This window comes from Enterobacter sp. 01-M-02-SI-ECC (assembly GCF_047530595.1).
GTDB classification, from domain to species: Bacteria; Pseudomonadota; Gammaproteobacteria; order Enterobacterales; family Enterobacteriaceae; genus Enterobacter; species Enterobacter cloacae_M.
The window spans coordinates 73,770-99,702 of record NZ_JBLKCZ010000006.1 but is presented as its reverse complement, the minus strand read 5'-3'; the positions used below and the strand labels follow the sequence as shown (position 1 = coordinate 99,702).

Below are 25,933 nucleotides of genomic sequence, written 5' to 3'. Positions count from 1 at the left end.
GAAAATTTAAATGGATATTGCACTTTTCCCTGGTCAAAACGCCCGAGCATGGGCTGAAACAATGATAAATCTTGAAGCCCGGAAGCTTATCAATACTGCGAATATTGTCGGAGGGCAACATCTCAGCGACGGACTCGCACGGATTAAGTTTATGGATGATATTCGGCAGTTTGTGATGCAACAATTTAGCGCTACCCGGGCGGCCAGAAGTCATGAGGAGTGCATGGAATGCCTGAAAAACATCCGGACAGAGAACGAAAGTCTTCTTGATCAAAGCAGAATGCTTCGCTCACGTACAGCTCAGCTTTTTGCTCAAATTGAACTGGTTAAAGAAAATAACAAAGTCGTCGGTTATGTTATCTCGTCGATTAAGGTGGTGCTTTCAGGATTACAGATTGTTGCAGGTGTAGGTGCAATGATGACAATGAACCCAGTGGGTGCGCTTGCAGGAGCGATTCTGGTTATGGATGGTGCAAATGCCATTTCAAAAGAAATTAACAGAACGCTTCAACATCAACCAAATTCCGAAGGAATGCTGGCAGATGGCGTCATGGATATCGCTCAGTTTATGGGATTTAAACGTGAATCAGCACTGGGAGTATTTAACAGCGTAAGCCTGGCCGCAAGCGTCTATACGGTATTTGGCGCCATCCGAAAACCCGAATCATGGCGTCTGTTTCGCTATCTCCCGCTGGATTTCTACCGCAAGGTCGACGGAATGAATCGCGCAGCGCTCACTATGAAAATTGTCGGCTGGGGTGTGTCTGCAAAAGTCTCGTTTGATTTAATTTCTAATGCGTCTGGCCAGAACTAATGTATTTCTTTCTGTAGCGCCAGGCTTTGTAGGTAATGACCGGGGGTTGAAAAAACCAGACAATCACCAACACGATGAAAAGAGAAATGCCTCCGGAAACAATATTGTAATGCTCAGCGAAAAAAAGAAGCGCCAGAAAAATCAAAGCCACAACCGCAGTAAGAAACAGAACCATGATAAATCGCTTACCTAACTCAAGTACTACCTCGAGCAAGGATGAACCATAACGGCTAATGTTCCGGTTCAGATACGCTAATTCTTTTACGGTGAAACCTGATTCTAGTAACTGCGTTTCAATATTGTTCATGCCACTACCTTTTCTCTGGAAAGTAACGTGGAATATCTTAACCGGAAGAGAGGCGTCTTGTAACCATTCTGATGCATCAGCATTAAACAGCAAAAATCAGGATCACGCTAAAAAGACACTGGCGGCTAAAGTAAAAAAACAAAAGATTACGGGATTTAAGACGCGCTCGTCAGGGACGTTTGTAACCTCAACAAATAGATGCCGCCTACGGCTTTTCACTCCAGCGCAACAGAATTATCATTTTCTGAAGACGGCTGAATGCGAAACGTCTTTCGCCACTCCGCCGGGCTCACCCCAAAACGCGCCTTAAACTGCTGTCGCCAGGTGACGGCGGAATTAAATCCTACCAGCTCGGCCACGCGCTCAATCGGCATATTTCCGGCTTCAAGCAGGAGCTGGCTGCGCCGTAGGCGTTCGGCGGTAAGCCAGTCGGCAACGCTCATCCCCGTGGCTTTAATAAAATGGCGGGTCAGGGTGCGGCGGCTCATCGAAACCACCTCTGCCAGCGAGTCCAGGCTATGCGGTTCGGTGATGTGCTGCTGCAGGTAATCGATCAGGCAGTTAATGCGTGCGTCACGGGTATCATTCGGAACCGGCTGGGCGATGAACTGCGCCTGACCGCCCTCGCGGTGGGGCGGTACAATCATCCGGCGGGCAATCTGGTTGGCAACCACGCTGCCAAAGCGCTGGCGAATGATATACAGGCAGCAGTCCAGCGCAGCCGCCGTTCCAGCAGAGGTGATGATATTGCCGTCATCCACGTAAAGGGCATTAATATCCAGCTGAACGTACGGGAAAAGCGACTGGAACTGATGCTCGAACTCCCAGTGGGTGGCCGCACGTTTGCCGTCGAGGAGCCCCGCCCAGGCCAGCACAAACGACCCCAGACACAGCCCGACGATTTCCGCGCCGTTGTCTCTCGCCTGCACCAGGCTGTCGAGCAGCGTCTGGGGCGGTCGTTCAAGGACGTGCTGCCAGTAGGGAACGACAACAATATCGGCCTGGCCAATGGCAGTGTAATCCTGCGTGGCGTTGAGGGCAAATCCGTCTTTTGAGGTGAGAAAACCCGGCGTTTCGGCGCAGATCGTCACGTTAAAGCGCTTTTCGCCGGAGACCGAATCGCCAAACAGAATGCAGGGAACGGAGTAGTGGAACGGGCTGAACCCGTCTACCGCGACAATCGCGACGTTGATTAGCGACATCTGTCTCTCCTTTCCCTTTAACGCACTCAGAATATAACGGTTTCGCCATCCTTGGGAATGCTCACCGCGTCACTCACCTGATTGGCTTCAACGTACTCACGCAGCGCGCTGCGGGTCAACAGGCAGTGGTTAATCGCCTCCATATGGATCGCCACAATGTTTGCCTGCGGCAGCAGGAAATGAACGTTGAGCACATCCTCCTGCCCCATAATAATGGGCCCAAAACCAATGACGTGGGCATAGCCCGCGTTCAGCACCACCACGTCCGGCTGGTGCTTTTGCAGGTCGGCCGCCACTTCGTCACGCCAGATGGTATCCCCGGCAAGATAAAGCGTCTTCTCATCGGGATGACGCAGCACCACGCCGCAGGCCTCACCCAGCCGCTCCGCCAGCTCCGGCACGGCGTAAGCGCGATCGGTGCCGTGCTGCCCGCCGTGGGTTTTCGTAATCTGAATATCGCCGAAGAAGGTCGCGTCGGTCATGACCGTCAGGTTGCTGAATCCCTGGCTTCGCAGCAGCGCGGCGTCACGATCGTTTTGCACGTAGATCGGTTTGTCTTTGGCGATCAGCTCCGCCGCGGCGCGATCCCAGTGATCGTCATGGGTATGGGTGACGATCACCGCGTCAGCATCCAGCAGCGTGTTGACGTCAACGGGGAGTTCGACAGTCGGGTTACGGCGTTCGGCATACGCCGTACCGGGAAAGCCCGGATAAGCCCCCTTCGGGGCCAGCATCGGGTCGATTAAAAGACGTTTTCCGGCGTAGGTAATCAGCTGGGTGGCGTTGCGAATATGGGTAATGTTCATGGGCTATCCTCCGGTTGGTGTGATAAGGAGGATAGCCAGCCGTCACAATTGACGCTGTGGGTTAAAGGGCGATTACCGATGGAATCGGGCCAAGTTAAGCAACCCGTTTTCCGTCAGATCGTTTACCAGCCCGGCACCGCCCCGCCGTTAAAGATCGTCTCCGCCGCTTTCGCTACCTCAGGCGATTGATACGACTGGATAAATTCCTTCACGTTCTCCGCGTCTTTGTTGTCTTCGCGCGTCACCACAATGTTCACGTACGGCGAGTTTTTATCCTCAATAAAGACGCTGTCATGCACCGGCGACAGCCCTGTTTGCTGAATATAGGTAGTGCTGATGATGGCGACATCCACTTTCGGGTCGTCCAGCACGCGCGGCAGCTGTGCCCCTTCCAGCTCCATAATTTTCAGCTGTTTAGGGTTGGCGGTAATATCCAGCGCCGTCGGCAGCAGCCCGGTGTCCGGCTTCAGGGTAATGAGCTTCTCCTTTTGCAGCAGCAACAGCGCGCGGCCAAGGTTGGTCGGGTCGTTTGGAATGGCAATGGTCGCCCCGTCCTTCAGGTCAGAGACGGATTTGATTTTGCGGGAATAGCCGGCCATCGGAAAAACAAAGGTGTTCGCCACGGCCACCAGCTTGTAGTTATGCGCCTTGTTATCCTCAGCGAGGAACGGGCGATGCTGGAAGACGTTAGCATCCAGTTCCCCTTGGTTGGTGGCATCGTTAGGCAACAGCGAGCCGCTGAAGCCCACCAGCTCCACGTCCAGGCCATATTTCTCTTTTGCCACCTTTTTGGCAACTTCCGCTACGTCCTGTTCAGCGCCGTTGATGACGCCCACTTTAATGTGTTTGGCATCGCTGCCACTTTGATCGCACCCTGCCAGCAGCAGGCCAGCAAGTACCAGAGCACCCAATCGACGTTTCACAAGACAGTTCCTTTTGCTAAATGTTGTAGTGACTATATCGACAACGAGGCGGTGAAATAAAAACCGAAAAAGAATCAATAAGAAGGATAAGTTATATGCGGGTATTGCCGGGTGGCGCTGCGCTTACCCGGCCAACAGATTCCGAGCTTAAAGCGCTTTCGCCAGGTAATGTCGCTGCATGCCCGGGTACGGATAATCCTGCAAAGACATCTGCAACTGGTACCCCTGTTTTTCATAGAACGGACGCGCCTGGAAGCTGGCGGTATCGACCAGCGCGTGTTTGCAGCCTTTGCGTCTGGCTTCCTCTTCGGCCGCTTTGATAAGCTGACTGCCCACGCCGGATCCGCGCACGGCATCGCTCACCCAGAGAAAGTCGATATTCAGCCAGTCGCCTTTACGCACCCCAATTAGCCCGCCGAGCATGACGCCTTTATCATCCCGCACGTAAACGCCAATATCCCCGCTGAAGGTGGATAGATCCAGAAACTGCGCATTGTAGGCTCTCAGGCCCGTGAGTAACTCTTCTTTTTCCTGCGCCGTAACCGCACGAGTAATGCTCAGCTGCATATTTTTATCTCCTTGTTATCTGTGCCGCTTCACTATCTCACACAGATCTCCTGGAGAAAATTCATACTTTCGGCTGGCGTCGCTACACTGAATGTAACGATATATTTCATGGGAAGCATGTGACTTCTAAAAGGGGGTTGTGATGAAAGCTGCGCACCTGGTCTGCCTGCTGGTTTGTCTGCTCTTCGCCGCGTTTGTCCATGCTCAGGAAAAGGATGACCCCGCGAAAGAGGCGCAAATAAAGCAGCAGGTCCTTAAAGATATTAAGAAAACCTGTACGCCACAGAAAAAGCAGAGCGATAAAGCCTGGCAGGAGATGATTTTGTCGTCCGAGGCCAATCAGCTGCTGATCAAAAATGCCATCACCGCCGTTAAGCGCGACAACCTGGATGCCTACTGGGGGGCGATTGGCCAAGTGGATTGTATGGAAGATTATTGAGTTCCCGCCGGGTGGCGCTGCGCTTACCCGGCCTGGAAAACATTTTTAACGCTTCCGCATGTCCGGAATAATCAAATCCCCGCGCAGAACATAGGACCCGAGCATCTGCGTTTTCTCCGTCAGCCAGCTCACAATCCGCGCCGCCATCGCGTCCATGGAATATTCAATCGCCGGGATCACCGGAATACCCGGCAGGTGCAGCGATCCGGCCAGGCTGAAGACCATGATGTCGTCCGGCACCGATTTGTTAAACGCCTGCAGCTGCGGGATCACCCGCTGGGCTTCCTGCTCATCCGCCACCAGCAGCGCGTTGAAGTTCAGAGTACTGGCGTTATTAAGCAGCTCCTGTAGCGCAACGGACGAGGAGGTCGCGTCCATAAAGACCAGGCTGCGATTAAAGGGCAGGAAATTTTTCTCCAGCGCGTGCTTGTAGCCGAGCAGCACCTGATCGGCAAAACCGCTGCCGTGCGGATGGATCAGCGCAATCTGGCGACGCCCCTGGCTGGTGAGGTAGTTACAGGCGGTCTCGGCGGCAAAGGCATGATCGAACTGGATGCTGTTGGAATTATCAGTCTCCATACAGTCCACCAGAATGACGTTGTCCATATCCACGTCCAGCGGGAAACGGGCGCCAATCACCAGGATGTCATCGCAAAGCCCGCAGGAGAGTTCTTCAAGGGCGTGCATCACTTCCGCTTTGCTGTGCGCGAAGCGCAGCAGGAGATGTTTTTGATGCTGGCTGAGCTGTTTTTCCAGCGCGTAGAGATAACCGGTGGTCTGGTTAATGTTTTCCTGCGCGCAAATCACCCCGATACAGCCCGTCGACTGGCTCAGCAGCGACTGGGCAATCACGTTAGGCCGGTAATTCAGCTCATCCACCGCTTTTAATACGGCCTGACGGCTGGCTTCCTTAACGCCACGCGACCCGCTCAACACTCGCGATACCGTGGCTTTAGACACCCCGGCAAGACGTGATACATCATTGATTGTCGACATCTCTTTCCCCTGGCAGGCTTACCTCGCGCCTGCAAATTCCATGACCGCTTCGGCTCACATTATAGCCAGAACGGAGTATATCCGTTTCCGTTTTCCATGGAAACCGATTTTCCGTTTCCACTCAAAATGATGTCAAAACAGCCAAATTATGTGATGCACATCCGGTTAATTAGCCTCATAAGTAAGGGATATTGATGGGTATCACACTTCTGTCTTTTATGAATGGAAACCGGTTTCCGTATAATGTCCAATCATCCTCGCAATAACTTTTTACATTTAGAGGATGGTTGTCGATGTTCAAAATTATGCTGTGCTGCTCTGCCGGGATGTCCACCAGCCTGCTGGTCAGCAAAATGATCGATGTCGCGAAAGAACGTGGTTTGCCGGTGAAGATTGATGCGTACGGTGTTTCCGAATTTGATACGCAGTTTCCACAATACCAGGTTGTCCTTCTCGGACCGCAAGTGAAATACATGTTACAGACACTCTCAGACAAGGCGGCTACGAAAGGCATTCCGGTGCAGCCCATCGATATGATGGACTACGGTATGCAGCGTGGCGATAAAGTACTGGACTATGCTCTGTCGCTCATCGAAGCGGCACACTAAAAGGTGTTCACATGAGTTCGTTATATCAATCCATGGTCGCGGTGATTGAGCAGTCAATTACCCCGCTGGCCGCGAAGCTGGGTCAGCAAAAGTATGTGATTGCCATCCGCGACGGCTTTACCGCCGCGCTGCCGTTTATGATCATCGGCTCGTTTATGCTGGTGTTCATCTTCCCGCCGTTCTCGGCGGATACCACTAACAGCTTCGCCCGCGGCTGGCTGGATTTCTCCCAGACCTATCGCGAGCAGCTGATGCTGCCGTTTAACCTCAGCATGGGCGTGATGACCTTCTTCATCTCGGTGGGGATTGGCGCGAGCCTGGGGCGTCAGTTCAACCTCGACCCGGTGATGTCCGGCCTGCTGGCCTTTATGGCCTTCCTGCTGGTCGCCGCGCCGTATGCCGACGGCAAGATCTCGACCCAGTATCTCTCCGGCCAGGGCATCTTCACCGCGCTGATCACCGCCATTTACGCCACCCGCGTCTACGCGTGGCTGAAGCAGAACAACGTGACCATTCGCCTGCCGAAGGAAGTCCCAACCGGTGTGGCGCGCTCGTTTGAGATCCTGATCCCGGTGATGGTGGTGATCGGTACGCTGCACCCGCTGAACCTGTTCATCGAAGCGCAGACCGGAATGATCATCCCGCAGGCGATCATGCATCTGCTGGAGCCGCTGGTGTCCGCGTCTGACTCCCTGCCCGCGATTCTGCTCTCCGTACTGCTGTGCCAGATCTTCTGGTTCGCCGGTATTCACGGCTCGCTGATCGTCACCGGCATCATGAACCCGTTCTGGATGGCGAACCTCTCCGCAAACCAGGCGGCGCTGGCGGCCGGCGCGGCGCTGCCGCACGTTTATCTTCAGGGCTTCTGGGATCACTACCTGCTGATTGGCGGCGTAGGCTCCACCCTGCCGCTGGCGTTCCTGCTGCTGCGCAGCCGCGTTACCCACCTTCGCACCATCGGCAAAATGGGCGTGGTGCCGAGCTTCTTCAACATCAACGAACCGATCCTGTTCGGCGCGCCGATCATCATGAACCCGATGCTGTTTATCCCGTTCGTGTTCGTTCCGCTGGTTAACGCCTGCCTGGCGTACGCGGCCACCAAACTCGGCTGGCTGGCGCAGGTTGTGTCGTTAACCCCGTGGACCACCCCTGCACCGATTGGCGCCTCATGGGCGGCAAACTGGGCGCTGAGCCCGGTGGTGATGTGCCTGGTCTGTATGGTGATGTCCGCGCTGATGTACCTGCCGTTCCTGCGCGCCTATGAGCGTACGCTCATCAAAAATGAAGAGCAGAAGGCCCAGGCAACCGTCGGCGCCGCCGAGACCGCCAGCAATTAAGTCAAAGAGGAAGAGTCATGAAATACGCATTTCCCGATAACTTCTGGTGGGGCAGCGCAAGCTCCGCTCTCCAGACCGAAGGGGCAAGAGAGGGCGAAACCACATGGGATTACTGGTTTGCCCGCGAGCCGAACCGTTTTCACAACGGCGTGGGGCCGCAGCAGACCTCCACGTTCTATCAGCACTGGAAAACGGACATTCAGCTGTTAAAGCAGCTGAACCACAACAGCTTTCGCACCTCGATTAGCTGGGCGCGCCTGATCCCCGACGGTATCGGTGAAGTGAACCCGGAAGCGGTCGATTTTTACAATCAGGTCATTGATGAGCTGAATGAACAGGGCATCACGCCGTTTATGACCCTGTTCCATTTCGACATGCCGATGGCGATGCAGGAGATCGGCGGCTGGGAAAACCGCGACGTGGTGGACGCCTACGCCCGCTATGCGCAGATTTGCTTTGAGCTGTTCGGCGATCGCGTGCTGCACTGGTTTACCTTCAACGAGCCGATCGTGCCGGTGGAAGGCGGTTATCTGTACGACTTCCACTACCCCAACGTGGTGGATTTTCGTCGGGCGGCAACCGTGGCGTATCACACCGTGCTGGCCCATGCGAAAGCGGTGCAGGCCTACCGCGCCGGGCATTACGCGGGGGAGATTGGCATCGTGCTGAACCTGACGCCGTCGTACCCGCGCTCGCAGAACCCGGCGGACGTGAAGGCGGCGCACATCGCGGACCTGATGTTTAACCGCAGCTTCCTTGACCCGGTCCTGCGAGGGGAATACCCGGCGGACCTGGTCGCGCTGCTGAAATCCTGCGATCAATTACCCGCCTGTAAACCGGAAGACGGTTTCCTGATTGCGGAAGGGAAAATCGACCTGCTTGGCGTGAACTACTATCAGCCGCGTCGCGTGAAGTGTCGCGACAGCGCGGTGAACCCGCAGGCGCCGTTTATGCCGGAGTGGTTCTTTGATAGCTACGAGATGCCGGGCCGCAAGATGAACCCGTACCGCGGCTGGGAAATCTACGAGCCGGGTATTTACGATATTCTGGTCAACCTGCGCGACAATTACGGCAACCCTCGCTGCTTTATTTCTGAAAACGGCATGGGCGTCGAAAACGAGCAGCGCTTTATTGAAAACGGCCAGATTAACGATCAATACCGCATCGAGTTTATTTCCGAACATTTAGCCTGGCTGCATAAGGGTATTAGCGAAGGGTGCAATTGTCTTGGCTATCATATGTGGACGTTTATTGATAACTGGTCGTGGTGCAACGCGTATAAAAATCGCTACGGATTTATCCAGCTCGATTTAGAGACGCAGAAACGCACCATTAAGAAAAGCGGAGAGTGGTTTGCCGCCACCGCGTTAAATAATAGTTTTGATAAAGAGTAATGATGATGATCGCATTAGAAGAAGCCGTAATGGAAATTATCGTCAATGCCGGACAGTCCCGCAGCCTGTGCTTTGAAGCACTGCACGCGGCGCGCCAGGGCAACATTGACGAGGCCAAAAGCCTGCTGCGCGAAGCCGACGGCTACGCGCGCCAGGCGCACAAGATGCAGACCAAACTGATCGAGCAGGATGCGGGCGAAGGCCGCCAGCCGATGACGTTAATTATGGTGCACGCGCAGGATCATTTAATGAATTCCTTATTAGCGCGTGAATTATCCGAAGAAATTATTCATTTATATCAGAGATAGTCTATGGCGAAATAATTACTGTAATACCTCTGTACCCTAAATAGAGATCCACTTGTTCTGATGATAGCGACATACTCTGTCAGATCGGAGCGGGATGGTTATTGTCTGAATAAAATTAAACTATATTGAGATAACCATGAATACGATTAAAAAACTTCCATTAACCATGGCGGTTATCGCCGCGCTTTGCCCAATTTCCGTGCTCGCGCAGGAATTCACCTAGGAGCAAATCGACGCCATTGTGGCAAAAGCGGTGGATAAAGCCCTCGCCGAACGTCAGGCTAAAATGGATGCGGCGGTCGCGAAAAAAGCGGACGTGGTGACCGAGCCGCAAAGCGCGGCGCAATCTCCGGATATGGCGATCCCGTTCGGGATTAAATTTACCGGCTATGCTCGCTACGGCGCGCACTTCCAGGCCGCCGATCAGAAATACGTCGCGGTGGACGGCTCGTACAACGGCGCGTCGGCCATTGGTCGTCTGGGCAACGAAGGCAACGGCGGGGAATTCCAGCTCTCCAAGGCCTTTAAGGGTGAAAACGGCGCCATCTGGGACGTTAACGTGATGATCGACCACTGGGGCGACGAAGTTAACCTGAAAAAAGCCTACGCGGGGGTGACCAACATTATGGCCTCCAACCCGAACGCCTATTTCTGGGCCGGTCGTGACTTCCACCAGCGTCCACAGCAGGGCATCAACGATTACTTCTGGATGAACCACGACGGCCAGGGCGCCGGGGTGAAGAACTTCGACATCGGCGGCGTGCAGTTCGACGTGGCCGCCGTCGCGGCGGTGGAATCCTGTAGCCCGGAAGTGATGGAAGATGAAGCCAACCCGTCGCGCATCACCTGTACCGGCGGTTCCGGCACGGGTGACAAAGGCAACTACGCCGCGACCTCAAAAATCCACGGCATGAAGCTCGGCCCGATCGACATGGAGCTGTACGCTAACTACGGCTTTGACTCCAAAGCGGTGGAGAGCGACGAGCGTCTGAACGCGTGGCAGGGCGGCGTGGTGCTTAGCCACACCAACGACAGCGGCGTGAATAAGGTGATCGCCCGCTACTCCGATAACGCGGACAACAGCGTGTTCAACAAAACCGAGGATCTGACCACGGTCTACGCCAGCTTCGAAGGGCTGTACAAATTCACCCAGGCCACGCAGGTGGAGTACATCCTCGCCTTCCACGACTACGACAACAGCCGCGATAAGACCGACAACCGCAAGAACTACAACGCCATCGTGCGTCCGATGCACTGGTGGAACGACGTTCACTCCACCTGGCTGGAAGCAGGCTGGCAGCACGTTGACTACGACAACGGCGGCGACAACAAGGGCTGGAAGCTGACCCTGTCGCAGAATATGTCTATCGCCATGGGGCCGGAGTTCCGCCCGATGCTGCGCTTCTATGTGACCGGCGGCAAAGTGGATAACGAACGCACCGCGCGCGTGAACAACACCAAAGACGAAACGCTCGACGACTTCAACGTCGGCGCGATGTGGGAGGCGTGGTTCTAAGCAAGGTAGAAGCAAAACGGCAACGAGAGTTGCCGTTTTTAGTGTTTGCTCCCTCTCTCCCTGGAAGAGGGCCGGGGTGAGGGCATCAGGCCACACACAACCATGCTATGCTGTTGACCGAATTAACGACAACATCGCAGGGGAGAACATGGGTTCCACACGTAAAGGGATGCTAAACGTCCTGATCGCCGCCGTTTTATGGGGCAGTTCCGGCGTTTGCGCGCAGTACATCATGGAGAAAAGCCACATTTCTTCGCCATACCTGACCATGGTTCGCCTGCTGTTTACCGGCGTGATCCTCCTGACGCTTTCTTTCGTTCACGGCGACAAGATTTTCTCGGTGATCAAACATCGCAAAGACGCCCTCAGCCTGCTGTTTTTCTCGCTGGTCGGCGCGCTCACCGTGCAGCTCACCTTCCTGCTGACGATTGAAAAATCCAACGCCGCGACCGCTACCGTTCTGCAGTTTCTGTCACCAACCATTATCGTGGCGTGGTTCGCGCTGGCGCGGAAAAAGCGCCCTGGCGTGTTTGTTTTATCCGCGATTGTGACCTCGCTTGTCGGGACGTTCCTGCTGGTCACCCACGGCGACCCGACCTCGCTCTCCATCTCGCCTGCCGCGTTGTTCTTCGGTATCGCCTCGGCGTTTGCCGCGGCGTTTTACACCACCTATCCGTCAACGCTGATCGCCCGCTACGGCACATTGCCAATTGTCGGCTGGAGTATGTTGATTGCCGGATTGATATTGACGCCGTTCTACGCCGGGCGCGGGACGACCTTTGTGATTGACGGCAGCCTGCTGCTGGCGTTTTTCTATCTGGTGGTGATTGGTACGGCGCTGACGTTCAGCCTGTATCTGAAAGGCGCACAGACGATCGGCGGGCCGAAGGCAAGCATTCTGAGCTGTGCCGAGCCGCTGAGCAGCGCGTTGCTGTCGGTGATTTTACTGGGCGTGGCGTTCACCCTGCCGGACTGGCTGGGGACGCTATTGATCGTGTCGTCGGTGGTGTTGATTTCAATGGATTCGAGAAGACGGGTTCAGACATCGGCGTAGCCTGATGTCCCCTCACCCCAGCCCTCTCCCCAAAGGGGCGAGGGTGAAAAGACAGCACCGAGCAGTCCCCTCTCCCTGATGGGGAGAGGGAGAAAAGCACTACTTCGCCTTAACCTTCCCCGCCACCAGCAGCGCGGTCAGCAGCATCAGCGTACCGGAAATCACCAGCGGTGAGGTCAGCCCCAGATGGTCGAGCGCCACGCCGCCAATGGCCGCGCCGCAGGTGTTCGCCAGCTGGATCACCGCCACCTGAATCGACCCGGCTTTTTCAGCCTGATCGGCAAGCGAGCGGGTGATCCACGTCGACCAGCCCACCGGCACCAGCGCAAAGGCAAAGCCCCAAATAATCGCGATGGCAGACGCCACCCACTTATCGCTGCCCCACAGCACCAGCACCGCCGCACTCGCCGCCAGCACCAGCGGCGCGCCCGCCAGCGCCACCTTCAGGGAGCGTTTCAGGAACTGAGACGACAGCGAGGTGCCGACAAAGCTGGCGATACCGAAGCTCAGCAGCACCAGCGTCAGGCCGTCCACGTCAAAGCCCGCCATGGTCATAAACACCGGGCGGATGTAGGTAAAGAAGGCAAACTGCCCGGCAAAGGACATAAAGATGGCGGTCATCCCCGCCAGCACGCCGGGGCGCTTCAGCAGCGCGAACATGTTCTGTTTGTGGTGCGCCGCTTCGCCCAGCAGGGACGGTAGCGCTTTCCACACCCAAATGATGCAGAGCAGGCCCATCACCGCCGCCGCGTTGAAGACGTTACGCCAGCCGATAATCCCGCCGAGGAAGCTGCCGAGCGGCGCGGCAATCACCAGCGCGATAGAGACCGCACCGAAGATAACGGAAAGTGCTTTTGGCACCGTCCGCGCGGGCACCAGGCGCATGGTGAGCGAGGCCGACATCGCCCAGAAGCCGCCTAACCCCAGCCCCAAACAGGCGCGCCCCAGCAGCAGCAGGGTGAAGCTTTCAGCAAAGGAGACCAGCAGGCAAGAGAGCGTCAGCAGCACGCTGAACAGAATGACCACCTTGCGGCGGTCGATGGTGCCAATCACCTGGGTGATAAACAGGCTGGCGAACATCGCCACAAACGCGGTGACGGTAACGGACTGCCCCGCCACGCCTTCGGAAATGCCCAGATCCTGCGCCATCGGCGTCAGCAGGCTCACCGGCAGAAACTCAACGGTAATCAGGCAGGCGACGCAGAATGCCACGGCGAAAACGGCCGACCAGTTGGGGCGTGAAACCTCGTTGGTCTGCGGTCTGGTCGTGGGCTGGATATGTTCTGTCATGGCGTCACCTGAAGATAAAAACGTGCGGAAAAGTCGCGCAGTTTATCATCAAAAGTGTGACGAATTTAACGTTTAGACAACTTTTGTGATTTTTAGAGGGGATCAGTGCAGGTAAAACACGCCCTCTTCCGGCAGGAAGAGCTGGTTATAGCGCAGCTGGAAGGCGTTAAGCTCCTGCGGATCGGGCTCCATCTCGCGCATAAAGCCAAGCGCCAGACGAATTTGCGCATCGGTAATCGGCGCGGCCAGGCGGGCTTTACGCAGCAGGCGGTGCCACGTGTGCAGATTCTCTTCACTGCCGTCGACAATGCAGACCTGCCATATCAGTAGCACCTGCGCGGCGTTTTGCAGATGCGCTTCGTCCGGGCGCTCAAGGTAGCGGATAAACTCATTGCCCGGCATTTTGCCGAACTGATCGATCATCGACTCAACCGGCATCGGGGTGATCCCCAGACGCTCGCTTAAACGTTTGATGGCGCGGCGGGAATCTGAGGTCAGGACGCGAAATCCCACCACAAAAACCACGGCAAGCGTTGCCAGCATTATCCAGACCATGCGTTCTCCTATGAATAGCCGCTCATCATAGCGGGAAACGCAGCGCCTCGACAGCGGGTGGCACCATAATAGTGAACGGAAAAGATGTTGAAGAATTGGGAGAGGAGGAGTTAACGCCGTCGGGGTCAATATAAAAAAGCCCGGCATCACACACCGGGCAAAGAAGTTACCTGCACACTCAGGCTGTTTTTAATTTCTGCGCGCGATTTTCACGGCGAATTTTACGTTCTTCCAGCACCGCCACCATCGCCATCAGGATGATACAGCCGATGGCCGCCGCATCCAGCGCCGCGAAGGTGCCCGCCCAGCCGGTGAGGCCGAAAATCGGCGTGCCGTCGGCGATCATCCCCAGGCCCAGCTTGGCGAAGCTGTCGCCGATCAGGTAGGCGAAGGTGCCTTTAATCCCATCGGCGGCGCCGATCGCTTTTTTCGGGACGAAGCCGACTGCCGCCACGCCGATCAGCAGCTGTGGACCAAACACCAGGAAGCCGAGCGCGAACAGGGACGCCAGGTAAACGTACTGGTTGCTGGCGTGCTGGTAGACGCCGAGCGTGGCGATAATCAGCGCCAGCGCGACGCAGGCCACCAGCGCGCGACGGCCGTTGGCAAGATCCGAAAGCCAGCCCCACAGCAGCGTGCCGACCAGGGCGCCCACTTCGAACAGAGTGAAGCCCTGAATCGCCACTTCTTTAGAGAGCTTCAGCTCCTGGAAGGCATACACGGTCGACCACTGGTCGATGCCGATACGCACCACGTACAGGAAGATGTTCGAGAAGCACAGCAGCCAGATCACTTTGTTTTTCAGCACGTACTCAACAAAGATCTGCCATTTGGACATCTCGTTTTCTTCGGTCTCTTTGTCCTCTTCGCTGATCTCCTCACCGAACAGCTCTTCGGCTTTGCCGAGGCCGTAAGATTCCGGGGAGTCGCTGCCGTAGCGCAGGCCGATAAAGCCGACAATCAGGGCGATAATCGACGGGAAGATAAACATGCCGATCACGTGGCCGTCGAACAGATAGTTTGCGCCGAACAGCGCCACGCCAGCCGCACCCGCCCCGCCGAGGTTGTGGGAGATGTTCCACATGCCGAGGTAGGAACCACGCTTGCGGCGCGGGGTCCATTTGGTGATGGTGGAGTAGCTACACGACCCGCCGGTGCTCTGGAAGAAACCGCTCAGGGCGTAGAAGGCGATCATCATGAACAGGCTGACGGAGCCCGCGCCCATGCTGGCGCTGAAGCCGAGCATACAGATGGCGGAGAGGATCAGCATAAACGGCAGGAACTGCTTGGTGTTTTTGCCGTCCGCGTAGTAGGAAACGACGGTTTTACCCACGCCGTAGGTGATGGAGAAACCCAGGCCAATCATCCCCAGCTGCGTCATGCTCAGCCCGTAGGTTGAGATCATGTCGTTCTGCGCGATGTTAAAGTTTTTGCGGATCAGGTACATGGTCAGGTAGCCGATGAAGACCACCAGATAGGATTGCATGAACGGTTTGAACCACATCTTGCGCCGCACGTCGAGCGGCAGATCCAGGGTCGGCTTGCGCACCTGGTTGAGGAAGGCCAGCATGGTTTGCTCCTGAGCTGATTTTTACCTGCGAATGGCAGGCATTGTAAAAATCAGCCAGGAGAGATGCCTGAGACAGCGTCCAGGTAAAACCGGGAAAATTTCTTAGTTTTACGCCACTCAGGCCAGAAAGGTGAGGCACATCACGCTTCGCCCATCTCGCGCGGGGCCTGCGCGTGCAGGAAGGGCAGCAGCAGCAGCGCGGAGATCCCCGCCGCGATGGCGATCACCGCGAAGAAACCGCTCCAGTGCCAGACGTCGATCACCCGCGCCAGCGGCCAGCCGGAGAGCGATGCGCCGAGGTAGGCAAACAGACCGACAAAGCCCGTCGCCGCGCCTGCCGCCTCTTTGTGGGAACACTCCGCTGCCGCCATGCCGATCAGCATCTGCGGGCCAAAGACGAAGAAGCCGGTGGTGAAGAAGCACGCCGCCTGCATCACGTAGCTGGCGAACGGCATCAGCCACAGCGAACCGACGGAGAGCAAAATCCCGGCGGCGAAAATCAGGTTCATCGGGCCACGGTTGCCGTTGAACAGCTTGTCCGAGCCCCAGCCCGCCACCAGCGCGCCGATAAACCCGCCCAGCTCGAACATCGTCACCGCCGAGTTGGCGGTCACCAGATCCACGCCGAGCATCTCGGACATGTACAGGTTGCCCCAGTCGTTGATCGCCGCGCGCACCACGTAGACCAGCACGTAACAGAGCGACAGCAGCCAGATGTACGGGTTTTTCAGCACGTATTTGGTGAGGATCTCCCTGCGGGTCAGCCCCGCGCCCTCCTGCTGCTGGGCAATCTCCATCTCGTCGTGCCGCCAGTCGCCCACCGCAGGCAGGCCGACGGTTTGCGGCCGGTCGCGCAGGCGCCAGCAGAGAAACAGTCCGGCGACAATCGCGAGGCCACCGGCAATCATCATCCCCGCGCGCCAGCCGTAGTGCAGCGCCGCCGCACCTACCACCATCGGGATCAGCGCCCCGCCGACGTTATGCGCGGTGTTCCAGATTGCCCACCAGCCGCCGCGCTCGTTGCGCGAATACCAGGCGGTGAGCAGGCGGGCGCAGACCGGCGCGCCCCAGCCCTGGAAAAAGGCGTTCAGCGCCCACAGCAGGGCGAAGGCCCACAGCGAGGTGGAGAAGCCAAACAGAATGTTGACCACGCCGGTGGCGATCAGCCCAATGCCCATAAAATAGCGCGCGTTGGAGCGGTCGCTGACGATGCCGGAGAAGAACTTCGACAGGCCGTAGGTGATGTAAAACAGCGTCGCCAGCAGGCCGATATCGGTGCGCGTCATCACGCCGCTGGCGAGGATTTCCGGCGCGGCGGCGTTGAAGCTTTTGCGGGTGAAGTAGAACAGCGCGTAGCCGAGCCAGATGGCCATCAGGATATGGCGACGCCAGTAGCGGTAGCGGGCGTCGATTTCCGCTTTATTGCCAATCGGCGCGGCGCTGGCAGGGGTTTTAAACATGGTAACTCCGTAGCGGCAGGCTGACGCTGACGCGCGTCCCGTGGGTGCAGGAGAGGTTCAGCGTGCCGCCCAGCGCCTTGACGCGCTCCCGCATGCCCGCCAGGCCAAAACCCTGCTGGCCGGAGCCCGGCGGCAGGCCGCAGCCGTCGTCTTCAATTATCAGCTTCAGGCTGTCGTCCTGCTGCCAGCCCTGAATCGTGACCGCGCTGGCGCTGGCGTGCTTGACGATGTTGTTCAGCCCTTCCTGACAGACGCGGAACAGCGTCACGCGCTGGCCTTCGCTGAGCGTAGATTCGTTAATGCGCCAGTCGAGATGGCTCACTATTCCGCGGCTTTCCAGCTCCATCTCGCGCATCAGGGAGCGTACCGCCTGCTCCAGCGTCAGGTCATCAAGCTGGCGCGGACGCAGCCGTCCCAGCAGGCGGCGAACGGAGTCATAGACCCCCAGCGAAAGCTGTTCGATATGGGCCCCGCCCTGCTTCACCCCGGCGTTTTCCGCTGCCAGACGCTGGACGATGCCCGCCTGAGTGCGAATGGCGGTGATGGTCTGGCCGATATCGTCGTGCAGCTCGCGGGCGACCTCCTGCCGCACGCTCTCTTCGGTTTCCAGCAGACGCTCCGCCAGACGGCGGTTGCGCGCCAGCTCGGTTTGCAGGGACTGGTTCAGCTCGCGCAGGCGCTGAATGCCCGCTCCCAGCAGCAGCCCGGTCAGGCTTTGAGCCAGCAGGGAAAGCAGTAAATCAACAGGATGATCGTGCCAGGTCTGGCTGGCGATCAGTGCGATGGCGTTCATCAGCGTGGCGATCAGCGCCCCCTGCCAGCCGTAGTGCCAGGCCAGGGCGATAATCGGCAGCGCCAGGCAGAACGGCGTGAAGCGTGAAAGCTCGGCGGGCAGGCCAAGCTGGAGCCACAGGCTCACCACAAACAGCAGCAGATACCAGATGAGGTGCCGGGCGCGCCAGTTCACCGGCTGGGAAACCAGCGCCGGGCCGAGCGGCTGCCAGACGGTGCTGGTGAGATAGTGCCAGATCACGAGGCAGGTTGGCGCCAGCGTCAGGCCGCCGGTGAGGGTCAGCAGCAAGGCATTGAGCATCTCCTTCTCGCCGACCCACGGAAGCGACTGCAGCAGCGCGGCGGCAATCAGCGCCGCCCCCTGACGCAGCAGCGTGCGCCAGTCGCGCTGGTGGCGGTAGCGGGAGATGAGGGCAACCGGGAGAAGCGTGAGCAGGCTTCCGGTCATCAATAAGGGCAGGTGCGCGAGGGCAACTTCCTGCGCCAGCCAGACCAGCATCAGCCACTCAGCGCCGAGCAAAACCGGCCAGTAGGCGCGCGGACACTGGAGCATTAAGCCCAGACGCAGGCCGAAGGGGAACAGCAGCACCGCCAGCTCGGGGCGTTCCACCAGGTGCAGGCTGATGCTCCACAGGCAAAACCAGGCGGCGGAGAAGATAAAAAAGCTGGCGACGACGGCGATCAGCCGTGAAAAAGCGGAACTCATTGCCAGCTGTCAAACATGCGGCGCGCCAGCTCGACGTCGTTGCTGACGTTGAGTTTTTCCATCAGGTTGGCGCGGTGAACGTGTACGGTTTTCGGGGACAGATCCAGCTCGGCGGCAATCTCTTTTACCGACATGCCCTGCGCGAGTTTTTCCGCAACCTGGCGCTCGCGTCTGGTGAGCGGATCCTGGCGTCCGGCCGCCAGCTTGATGGCGATATCCGGCGTCAGGTAGCAGCCGCCGGTGGAGACGGTGCGCACGGCGGCAATCAGCTCGTCCGGGCTGCAGCGCTTGGAGAGAAAGCCGCGCGCGCCCGCGTTGAGCGCCTGCTCGACCAGCGCCGGGCTGTCGTGTACCGACAGCATGATCGTCGCCATCCCTTTCGGCAGCTGGCTTAACAGCTCCAGCCCGGAGAGATCCGGCATCGAGATGTCGCAAATACAGACCTGCACCCCGCGCCCCGGCAGGCCCGCCAGCGCTTCACGACCGGAGCCAAACTCGGCCACGACCTGAAAATCCGGTTCGAGGTTCAGAAGCTGGGCAAATCCGGAGCGGACGATAAGGTGATCGTCGATGAGAGCGATGGTGGTCATGGCGCATTCCTGGCGGGCGGATAAAAAAACGCGCCTACCTTAACGATAAGCGCGCGGGTGTTCAAGCAATGAGCTATTTATTCGAAGAACACCGCAATTTTGTTAAACATGGTGGGATCGGACTGGTTGCGAGCCACTTTGGTGACGTCTTCCAGCTTGTCGATCTGCGCCATCATCTGCTCAAGACGCTGGTCGTCGTTGACCAGTAGCCAGATGCGGCTGTGCTCGCTGCCCTGAATCGGCAGACAGAGAATGCCTTCCACGTTAAACGCACGGCGGGCAAAAAGCCCGCAGACGTGGGTCATGACGCCAGGGTGGTTGCGGACGGTGAGTTCCAGAATGACGTTATCATGTTGTTTCTGCATGGCTTATTCTCCCACCATCTCAGTATTTGCCGCTCCCGGCGGCACCATCGGATACACTTTTTGTTCAGGGTCGATACGCACGTGGATCAGCGCCGGGCCGGGGCGAGAAATCGCGTCCTGCAGCGCCGCGTGGGCATCCTCTTCGGCGTTCAGATCGCAGGTGTGCAGGCCGAAACCGGCGGCAATCTGCATAAAGTTAATCATCCCCGGATAGGTCGCGGCAAACACGCCCTGCTTGTAGAACAGGCTCTGCTGCTGGTGCACCAGCCCCAGCGCCTCGTTGTTCATCAGGATGATTTTTACGTCTAACTGGTTTTCGGCTGCGGTCGCCATCTCCTGAATGTTCATCATCAGGCTGCCGTCGCCGGAGAAGCAGATGACCTTGCGGTCCGGATTCGCCAGCGCCGCACCCACTGCTGCAGGCAGACCGAAGCCCATGGTTCCCAGACCGCCGGAGGTCAGCCACTGGCGAGGACGGTTCAGCGGATAGGCCTGCGCGGTCCACATCTGGTGCTGTCCCACGTCGGTGGTGATAATCGCGCTGTCGTCCACGCAGGCGGCAACGGCGTTGATAAGACCGTAGTGGCTCAGCGGATCGCCTTCGGTTGGGATGGCGCCCGGGAACTCGCGCTGCAGATCGGCCACCAGCTTACGCCAGTCGGCGCGCTCGGCTGCGTCCGTCTGCGGGATCAGCTGCGCCAGCACCTCGGCCACGTCGCCCTGAATCGCCACGTGCGGCTGCTTGATTTTACCCAGCTCGGCGCGGTCGATATCCACGTGAATGATTTTGGCGTTCGGACAGAACTGCTCGGTTTTGCCAATCGCCCGGTCATCAAAACGTGCGCCCATAACAATCAGCAAATCCGCCTCTTGCAGGATGTAGTTGGTGCTGCGCGCGCCGTGCATGCCCAGCATGCCGAGAGAGAGCGGGTGCGCTTTAGGCAGCATGCCCAGCGCCATCAGGGTCATGGTGGTCGGCAGGTTGGCTTTTTCCGCAAACTGGCGGATTTCATCCGCAGCGTTGATGGCCCCACCGCCCAGATAGAGCACCGGGCGTTTGGCGGCGTTAATCATAGCGGCGGCGTCGCGCACGCTCTCAGCGCTGAATTCCGGCGCGGGGGCACGCTCGCCCGGCTCCGGCAGGACGTCTATCTCGATCTCTGCGGTCTGGACATCCTTAGGAATGTCTATCCACACCGGGCCCGGGCGGCCGGACTGCGCAATGCGGAACGCATCGCTAATAACCTGAGGAAGCTCGCTGATGTCGCGAACTAAATAGTTATGTTTGGTGATGGGGATAGAGATGCCGTAGGTGTCCACTTCCTGGAACGCATCGGTGCCGATCATTGAGGACGGTACCTGGCCGGTAATGCAGATCAGCGGAATGGAGTCGAGACGCGCGTCGGCGATGGCGGTGACCAGGTTGGTTGCGCCCGGGCCGCTGCAGGCCATACAGACCGCCGGTTTGCCCTGCGTACGCGCCATGCCCTGAGCAATAAAGCCTGCCCCCTGCTCGTGGCGCGCCAGCACGTGGCGGATCTGCGTGCTTTGGCTTAACGCATCGTACAGCGGCAGCACCGTGCCACCCGGGATGCCCGCAACCGTGGTGATGCCCTGCCGTTCCAGCAGATGAACGATCAGCTGCGCGCCAGTAAAACGCGTCTTGGTGGATGTTGTGCCCGAACTTGCCATGCTCCAGTCCTTTTCTTCTGGGCCGACGTTCCGGGGAGGGTCCTAAACGAAAAACCCCGCCCGGTTTGCGCCGGCGGGGTTTTGGATTCGTGTGTTGATCCAGTCCCTACGGCGCATTGCCGACGACCACCACCACACGCACGACGACCACTGCGGCTGGTTGCGCAGTTTTTAGTAGGGTCGAAGTGAAGATGGATGAAGTCATTGGGGACCTATGTTTGGAATCATTGATGGAATTTATACAAACACAGGTTTTCGGGCGTGACAATGGAAATATTTTCATCTGCGCAAAAATGCGTCAGGGATCACGTTTCGTTTGTTGAGGGTTGAAAACAAAAAACCCCGCCGGAGCGAGGTTTTTATCAGGGTTTTGCGGTTGGTCGCCGCAGAACACACTGTGTTACGTCAACGCAAAAAGTATACGCGATCGAAGACGAACGCGCAATTCCGGCACGGATTTTGACGCTTTTGAGTATGGATCGCCTTCCTGATTTTGTCCAAAAAACACTGTTCATGCATACAGTATTTATCTATACTGAGGGTGTTCGCAGTGAGCGAGGGGGCCGCAGTTTTACCGGCGCAAAGAAGTCCTGGCTGAAACGGGTGGTGCCGTCAGTGCCTTAACCCCTGAAGTGAGCACACTGTGTTACGTCAATCCAGGTGCTGGCAACAGGCGGCGGAAAGGTACGCCAGCATCGTGCTCCTTTTAACCAAAAGGAGACGCGTATGAGCGTAGTGGATATGGTGATACTTATCCTCAAACTCATTGTTGCTGTACTGCAACTACTTGATGCTGTCCTGAAATTCCTTCGGTAATTCAGGTTCAAGTCGCACCTGAGAGGGGCGGGCAACCGCCCCTCTTTAATAACGAGGGAATGCTATGTCGCGTCTGTTAATTGAGCCCGTCACGCCAGATGAGCCGGGGTATATCGCCCTGAAGGCTGAAAGTATCGCACTGAATTTCAACATGCTGCGCAGGCTGGAAGATAACTGGCAGCGTGGTGAGAACCGCTTTAACGCGCCGGGTGAAAAGCTGCTGGGCGCGTTTCTCAACGGCAGGCTGGTCGGCGTGTGCGGCCTCAACCGCGATCCGTTCAGTCAGCAGCCGCGCGCCGGACGTATTCGCCATCTTTACGTCAGCGATAAGTGCCGCGGGCTGGGCATTGGCAAACAGCTTTTAACCGTGGTGATGGCCGATGCCAGCATCTGGTTTGATTTCCTGAATACCCATGCGCCGGAGAGCGCGTACGGCTTCTATCGCCAGGCGGGTTTTACGCTGGTCTCGGACGAGCCGCGGGTGACGCACCGCCTTTTTTGTGCCGTGTAGCCGGCTGGCAGCATCAGGGTGTGAATGTTACAGTTGAGTGACAATTCACCACCCGATACGCTATGACCATCACCGTTTTTTGCATTTTGCTCTTCGCCGCGCTGCTGCATGCCAGCTGGAACGCCATCGTTAAGGCCGGAACGGACAAGCTCTATTCCGCCATAAGCGTCAGCGGATCCGCCACGGTTATCGCTCTGGTCTTACTGCCGTTTTCCCCACAGCCATCTGCTGCAAGCTGGCCGTTTTTGATCGTCTCCTGCGCCTTACAGGTTGTGTACACCGTGCTGGTAGCGAAAACCTATCAGGTCTCCGATATGAGCCAGACCTATCCGCTGATGCGCGGCACCGCCCCGCTGCTGGTGGCGCTGATCGGCGTGCTGGCGCTCGGCGATCGTCTCTCGTGGCTAGCCTGGTCCGGTATCGGAGTAATTTGCCTGTCGATTCTGGCGATGGCGATGCATGGCCGCATACGGTCACGCAAAGGGATCGGGCTGGCGCTGCTGAACGCCTGCTTTATTGCCGGGTATACGCTGGTGGATGGCACCGGCGTGCGTCTGTCGAACACCGCGCTGGGCTATACGCTGTGGACCTTCTTTATGAACGGCTTCTGCCTGTTGAGTTGGGCAATGGTGGCGCGTCGGCGCGAGGCGTCCAGCTACCTGCGCCTGCACTGGAAAAAGGGGCTGCTCGGCGGGGTGGGAACCATGGGATCTTACGGTCTGGCGCTTTGGGCAATGACGCAGGCGCCGCTGGCGGTGGTCGCGGCGCTGCGTGAAACCTCCATACTCTTTGGGGCACTGATCGCGTTTGTCCTTTTAAAAGAGAAGGTTGCGGGCCTGCGCATCGCGGCGGCGCTGGGTATTGCCGGCGGCGCCATTCTGCTGCGCATGGCGTAAATCACTGGCAACATTAGTTGCCGATCTTGTTTACAAATCCTGCCTTTCCCGGTTTTTTCATTCACCACGACAATGCTTAAATTGTCATCTCTCTGTGGTAGATTCCTCGCGCATTTATGGGAATGTGCAGTCACTTATTCTTCATTTTTCTCTTTTAGCAAAAGTATTCAGCGACATGAAAAAACAAAGGAACGTTAACTTATTGTTGATGCTGGTGTTACTGGTGGCCGTCGGTCAGATGGCGCAAACCATCTACATTCCGGCGATTGCCGACATGGCAAAGGAATTGAACGTCCGCGAGGGCGCGGTGCAGAGCGTGATGGCAGCCTACCTGCTGACCTATGGCGTTTCGCAGCTCTTTTACGGCCCGCTGTCTGACCGCGTCGGGCGTCGCCCGGTGATCCTGGTGGGCATGAGCATTTTCATGGTGGCGACGGTGATTGCCATTACCACGCACAGCCTGACCGTATTGATTGCAGCCAGCGCCCTGCAGGGCGTCGGGACCGGCGTCGGTGGGGTGATGGCGCGAACCTTACCGCGCGATATGTATCAGGGCACCCAGCTCCGTCATGCCAACAGCTTGTTGAATATGGGAATTCTGGTCAGCCCGCTTCTCGCCCCGCTGATTGGCGGCCTGCTGGACACAATGTGGTCCTGGCGCGCCTGCTACGCCTTCCTGCTGGTGCTGTGCGTCATTGTCACCTTCAGCATGGCGCGCTGGATGCCGGAAACGCGCCCGCAGGATGCGCCGCGCACGAAGCTCATCACCAGCTATAAAACGCTGTTCGGCAACGGGTCGTTTACCTGCTACCTGCTGATGCTGATCGGTGGCCTGGCGGGCATTGCGGTGTTTGAAGCCTGTTCCGGCGTGCTGCTGGGCGCGGGTCTGGGCCTGAGCAGCATGGTGGTGAGCATTCTGTTTATTCTGCCAATCCCGGCGGCGTTCTTCGGCGCGTGGTTTGCCGGACGCCCGAACAAACGCTTCTCCACCCTGATGTGGCAGTCGGTGATCAGCTGCCTGCTGGCGGGTCTGATGATGTGGATACCGGGGCTATTTAGCGTGATGACGGTCTGGACGCTGCTCATCCCGGCAGCGCTGTTCTTCTTCGGCGCGGGGATGCTGTTCCCGCTGGCGACCAGCGGCGCGATGGAGCCGTTCCCGTTCCTCGCAGGCACGGCTGGCGCGCTGGTGGGCGGTTTGCAGAATATCGGCTCCGGCGCGCTGGCCTGGCTCTCGGCGATGATGCCGCAGACCGGGCAGGCTAGTTTGGGCCTGCTGATGACGCTGATGGGGCTGCTGATTTTACTGTGCTGGCTGCCGCTGGCGTCGCGTGTTCCGCATCACGAGCAGCCGGTTTAACCGCATGATGGCCCGGCTTCTCGCCGGGCTTTTCACAGACGGGCGCAATCATCGCCTGCAACAACGGCTCCGGCGCGGGCCGCCAGGCCCCCTCTTCCCCATCGTAAAACTGGAAATCCGCGTTCAGCGCATACGGGATTTTCGCCTTTTGCAGCTCGCAGGCCATAAAGGTGGAGAACGCCATTTGCGAAGCGGTTGGCGTGAGGTGGTTTGACTCTCCCACGCCCCAGCCCCCGACCCAGCTAACGTGCCCGGTTTTTTGCTGCCAGCGCAGCGCGGTATTGATGCGATTATGGATAGCCGCTTTCTCCGCCGCCGTGCCGGACGTCCACGGGTATTTACCGCTATTTTTCAGCGGCCCCCACGGGAAAATATGCCACTCCGCCAGCAGGTAGTTTTGACTGTGCGCGGGCAGCTTCAGGCTGGATAAATCCTCCGGCGCGGCGCGCAGGCGTGGCGCAACAAAGATCATGCGCTGCGGGTCCATGTCGTGGATCGCTTTAATGGTTTTTTCATACACGCGGTTTAGCGACGCGAGGTTGTGGTTAAGCTTGTCGGCCGGCTCATAGATGAGATCAAAACCCAGCAGCGGATAGCTCTGACCGAAATAGTGCGCCACGGCAATCCACCAGTTGATCGTCTCTTTCTCGTTATCGGCTTTCGGGTCGTTTTTATATTCATCAGCCTGATAAGCGATAATCGGGATCACGCCATACTGCTCGCAGGCTTCTACCAGCTTGCGCAGGTGAATTAGCCGCGCTTCCGTCGGCTCATCGGCGACGCGAATGCGCACGTGGGTAATGCCTTTTGCACGAAAATCGCGTACCACCAGCGGGTCGAATTCGCGTATGCCGCGCTCGGTGCGCGCCCAGTCCACATCCATCCCGACGCCCAGCTGCTGCGCATAACGGGCAGCCGTCAGCGGCGGCTCAGCGGCAATCGCCCAGCCGGAAGAGATCAGTAATGCACAGGCAATAAAAGGCTTTAACACGGTTTACCCTGGATAAATCGAAAGCATTACCTGTATTTAGCACGCTTTTTCACATTTCGTGTAGAGCG

At 57.7% G+C, this 25,933-nt stretch carries 27 protein-coding genes and 1 pseudogene; 12 read left to right on the top strand and 16 right to left on the bottom strand.

The window, feature by feature from the left end; genetic code table 11:
- Window positions 1-10: 10 nt before the first annotated feature.
- A complete protein-coding gene (locus tag ACMWLG_RS10665; RefSeq protein WP_023309853.1) occupies window positions 11-814 on the top strand; it encodes a DUF4225 domain-containing protein in 804 nt (267 codons plus the stop codon).
- On the opposite strand, the gene ACMWLG_RS10660 is transcribed toward ACMWLG_RS10665, so the two are convergent.
- The 5 genes from ACMWLG_RS10660 to ACMWLG_RS10640 form a co-directional block, all read right to left on the bottom strand.
- Window positions 792-1,121, bottom strand: coding sequence for a hypothetical protein (locus ACMWLG_RS10660; protein WP_023309852.1), 330 nt, complete (start codon window positions 1,119-1,121; stop codon window positions 792-794). The genes ACMWLG_RS10665 and ACMWLG_RS10660 overlap by 23 nt on opposite strands.
- A gap of 215 nt (window positions 1,122-1,336) precedes the next feature.
- Window positions 1,337-2,323 (bottom strand): GlxA family transcriptional regulator, encoded by a 987-nt coding sequence (locus tag ACMWLG_RS10655; protein WP_045400407.1) that lies wholly within the window; start codon window positions 2,321-2,323, stop codon window positions 1,337-1,339.
- Between the two features lie 26 nt (window positions 2,324-2,349).
- Window positions 2,350-3,129, bottom strand: a complete 780-nt coding sequence (locus ACMWLG_RS10650) for an MBL fold metallo-hydrolase (protein ID WP_045400410.1) — start codon at window positions 3,127-3,129, stop codon at window positions 2,350-2,352.
- Between the two features lie 122 nt (window positions 3,130-3,251).
- Window positions 3,252-4,052 (bottom strand): lipoprotein NlpA, encoded by an 801-nt coding sequence (gene nlpA / locus ACMWLG_RS10645; protein ID WP_023309849.1) that lies wholly within the window; start codon window positions 4,050-4,052, stop codon window positions 3,252-3,254.
- A gap of 147 nt (window positions 4,053-4,199) precedes the next feature.
- Window positions 4,200-4,619, bottom strand: a complete 420-nt coding sequence (locus tag ACMWLG_RS10640) for a GNAT family N-acetyltransferase (RefSeq protein WP_045400413.1) — start codon at window positions 4,617-4,619, stop codon at window positions 4,200-4,202.
- Between the two features lie 142 nt (window positions 4,620-4,761).
- Between ACMWLG_RS10640 and ACMWLG_RS10635 the strand changes: the two genes are divergently transcribed.
- A complete protein-coding gene (locus ACMWLG_RS10635; protein ID WP_023309843.1) occupies window positions 4,762-5,058 on the top strand; it encodes a YicS family protein in 297 nt (98 codons plus the stop codon).
- Between the two features lie 45 nt (window positions 5,059-5,103).
- Here ACMWLG_RS10635 and ACMWLG_RS10630 read toward each other — a convergent pair whose 3' ends face one another.
- A complete protein-coding gene (locus ACMWLG_RS10630) occupies window positions 5,104-6,054 on the bottom strand; it encodes a LacI family DNA-binding transcriptional regulator (protein ID WP_045354676.1) in 951 nt (316 codons plus the stop codon).
- Between the two features lie 293 nt (window positions 6,055-6,347).
- On the opposite strand from ACMWLG_RS10630, the gene ACMWLG_RS10625 reads away from it, so the two are divergent.
- From ACMWLG_RS10625 to ACMWLG_RS10600, 6 genes and pseudogenes are all read left to right on the top strand, one after another.
- Complete coding sequence (locus ACMWLG_RS10625; RefSeq protein ID WP_023309841.1) at window positions 6,348-6,662, top strand: PTS sugar transporter subunit IIB; 315 nt, start codon at window positions 6,348-6,350, stop codon at window positions 6,660-6,662.
- Between the two features lie 11 nt (window positions 6,663-6,673).
- Entirely contained in the window at window positions 6,674-7,999 is a 1,326-nt protein-coding gene (locus ACMWLG_RS10620; protein ID WP_023309840.1) for a PTS sugar transporter subunit IIC, read from the top strand.
- Between the two features lie 17 nt (window positions 8,000-8,016).
- Window positions 8,017-9,393 carry a glycoside hydrolase family 1 protein gene (locus ACMWLG_RS10615; RefSeq protein WP_045400416.1) on the top strand — a complete coding sequence of 459 codons (1,377 nt, stop codon included), beginning with the start codon at window positions 8,017-8,019 and terminating at the stop codon, window positions 9,391-9,393.
- A gap of 5 nt (window positions 9,394-9,398) precedes the next feature.
- The gene (locus tag ACMWLG_RS10610; RefSeq protein ID WP_029741865.1) at window positions 9,399-9,701 is read left to right on the top strand and encodes a PTS lactose/cellobiose transporter subunit IIA; all 303 of its coding nucleotides are present in this window, start codon (window positions 9,399-9,401) and stop codon (window positions 9,699-9,701) included.
- Between the two features lie 136 nt (window positions 9,702-9,837).
- A pseudogene (locus ACMWLG_RS10605) lies at window positions 9,838-11,217 on the top strand (carbohydrate porin).
- A gap of 148 nt (window positions 11,218-11,365) precedes the next feature.
- Window positions 11,366-12,271 carry a DMT family transporter gene (locus ACMWLG_RS10600; RefSeq protein WP_045400419.1) on the top strand — a complete coding sequence of 302 codons (906 nt, stop codon included), beginning with the start codon at window positions 11,366-11,368 and terminating at the stop codon, window positions 12,269-12,271.
- A gap of 99 nt (window positions 12,272-12,370) precedes the next feature.
- Here the strand turns inward: ACMWLG_RS10600 and nepI are convergent, their stop codons facing one another.
- The 9 genes from nepI to ivbL all read right to left on the bottom strand — a co-directional run bounded on the left by nepI (window position 12,371) and on the right by ivbL (window position 21,496).
- On the bottom strand, window positions 12,371-13,561 hold the full coding sequence (gene nepI / locus ACMWLG_RS10595; protein WP_045620537.1) for a purine ribonucleoside efflux pump NepI: 1,191 nt from the start codon (window positions 13,559-13,561) through the stop codon (window positions 12,371-12,373).
- Between the two features lie 102 nt (window positions 13,562-13,663).
- Entirely contained in the window at window positions 13,664-14,116 is a 453-nt protein-coding gene (locus ACMWLG_RS10590; RefSeq protein WP_023309835.1) for a DUF1198 domain-containing protein, read from the bottom strand.
- A gap of 178 nt (window positions 14,117-14,294) precedes the next feature.
- Complete coding sequence (gene uhpT, locus ACMWLG_RS10585) at window positions 14,295-15,686, bottom strand: hexose-6-phosphate:phosphate antiporter (RefSeq protein WP_045400423.1); 1,392 nt, start codon at window positions 15,684-15,686, stop codon at window positions 14,295-14,297.
- Window positions 15,687-15,826: 140 nt separating this feature from the next.
- Window positions 15,827-17,146: an MFS transporter gene (locus tag ACMWLG_RS10580; protein ID WP_045400426.1), complete on the bottom strand. Its 1,320-nt coding sequence runs from the start codon at window positions 17,144-17,146 to the stop codon at window positions 15,827-15,829.
- Window positions 17,139-18,644 (bottom strand): signal transduction histidine-protein kinase/phosphatase UhpB, encoded by a 1,506-nt coding sequence (gene uhpB / locus ACMWLG_RS10575; protein WP_045400429.1) that lies wholly within the window; start codon window positions 18,642-18,644, stop codon window positions 17,139-17,141. Before uhpB ends, ACMWLG_RS10580 begins: the two co-directional genes overlap by 8 nt.
- The gene (gene uhpA / locus ACMWLG_RS10570) at window positions 18,641-19,234 is read right to left on the bottom strand and encodes a transcriptional regulator UhpA (protein ID WP_022646555.1); all 594 of its coding nucleotides are present in this window, start codon (window positions 19,232-19,234) and stop codon (window positions 18,641-18,643) included. The genes uhpB and uhpA overlap by 4 nt, the downstream gene beginning before the upstream one ends.
- Before the next feature lie 77 nt (window positions 19,235-19,311).
- Window positions 19,312-19,599, bottom strand: coding sequence for an acetolactate synthase small subunit (gene ilvN / locus ACMWLG_RS10565; RefSeq protein WP_010426528.1), 288 nt, complete (start codon window positions 19,597-19,599; stop codon window positions 19,312-19,314).
- Between the two features lie 3 nt (window positions 19,600-19,602).
- On the bottom strand, window positions 19,603-21,291 hold the full coding sequence (gene ilvB / locus ACMWLG_RS10560) for an acetolactate synthase large subunit (protein ID WP_045354668.1): 1,689 nt from the start codon (window positions 21,289-21,291) through the stop codon (window positions 19,603-19,605).
- A 106-nt stretch (window positions 21,292-21,397) separates the two neighbouring features.
- Window positions 21,398-21,496, bottom strand: coding sequence for an ilvB operon leader peptide IvbL (gene ivbL / locus ACMWLG_RS10555; RefSeq protein ID WP_057979964.1), 99 nt, complete (start codon window positions 21,494-21,496; stop codon window positions 21,398-21,400).
- Window positions 21,497-22,017: 521 nt separating this feature from the next.
- Here ivbL and tisB point away from each other — a divergent pair.
- The 4 genes from tisB (at window position 22,018) to emrD (ending at window position 24,874) form a co-directional block, all read left to right on the top strand.
- Window positions 22,018-22,107 (top strand): type I toxin-antitoxin system toxin TisB, encoded by a 90-nt coding sequence (gene tisB, locus ACMWLG_RS10550; RefSeq protein WP_023309830.1) that lies wholly within the window; start codon window positions 22,018-22,020, stop codon window positions 22,105-22,107.
- 64 nt (window positions 22,108-22,171) lie between these two features.
- Window positions 22,172-22,618 carry a GNAT family N-acetyltransferase gene (locus tag ACMWLG_RS10545; RefSeq protein WP_045400431.1) on the top strand — a complete coding sequence of 149 codons (447 nt, stop codon included), beginning with the start codon at window positions 22,172-22,174 and terminating at the stop codon, window positions 22,616-22,618.
- Window positions 22,619-22,680: 62 nt separating this feature from the next.
- Window positions 22,681-23,514: an EamA family transporter gene (locus ACMWLG_RS10540; RefSeq protein ID WP_023309828.1), complete on the top strand. Its 834-nt coding sequence runs from the start codon at window positions 22,681-22,683 to the stop codon at window positions 23,512-23,514.
- Between the two features lie 175 nt (window positions 23,515-23,689).
- Window positions 23,690-24,874, top strand: coding sequence for a multidrug efflux MFS transporter EmrD (emrD, locus tag ACMWLG_RS10535; RefSeq protein WP_045400435.1), 1,185 nt, complete (start codon window positions 23,690-23,692; stop codon window positions 24,872-24,874).
- Here the strand turns inward: emrD and ACMWLG_RS10530 are convergent.
- Complete coding sequence (locus tag ACMWLG_RS10530) at window positions 24,777-25,865, bottom strand: cellulase family glycosylhydrolase (protein WP_023309826.1); 1,089 nt, start codon at window positions 25,863-25,865, stop codon at window positions 24,777-24,779. The two genes, emrD and ACMWLG_RS10530, sit on opposite strands and share 98 nt — an antisense overlap.
- Window positions 25,866-25,933 lie beyond the last annotated feature (68 nt).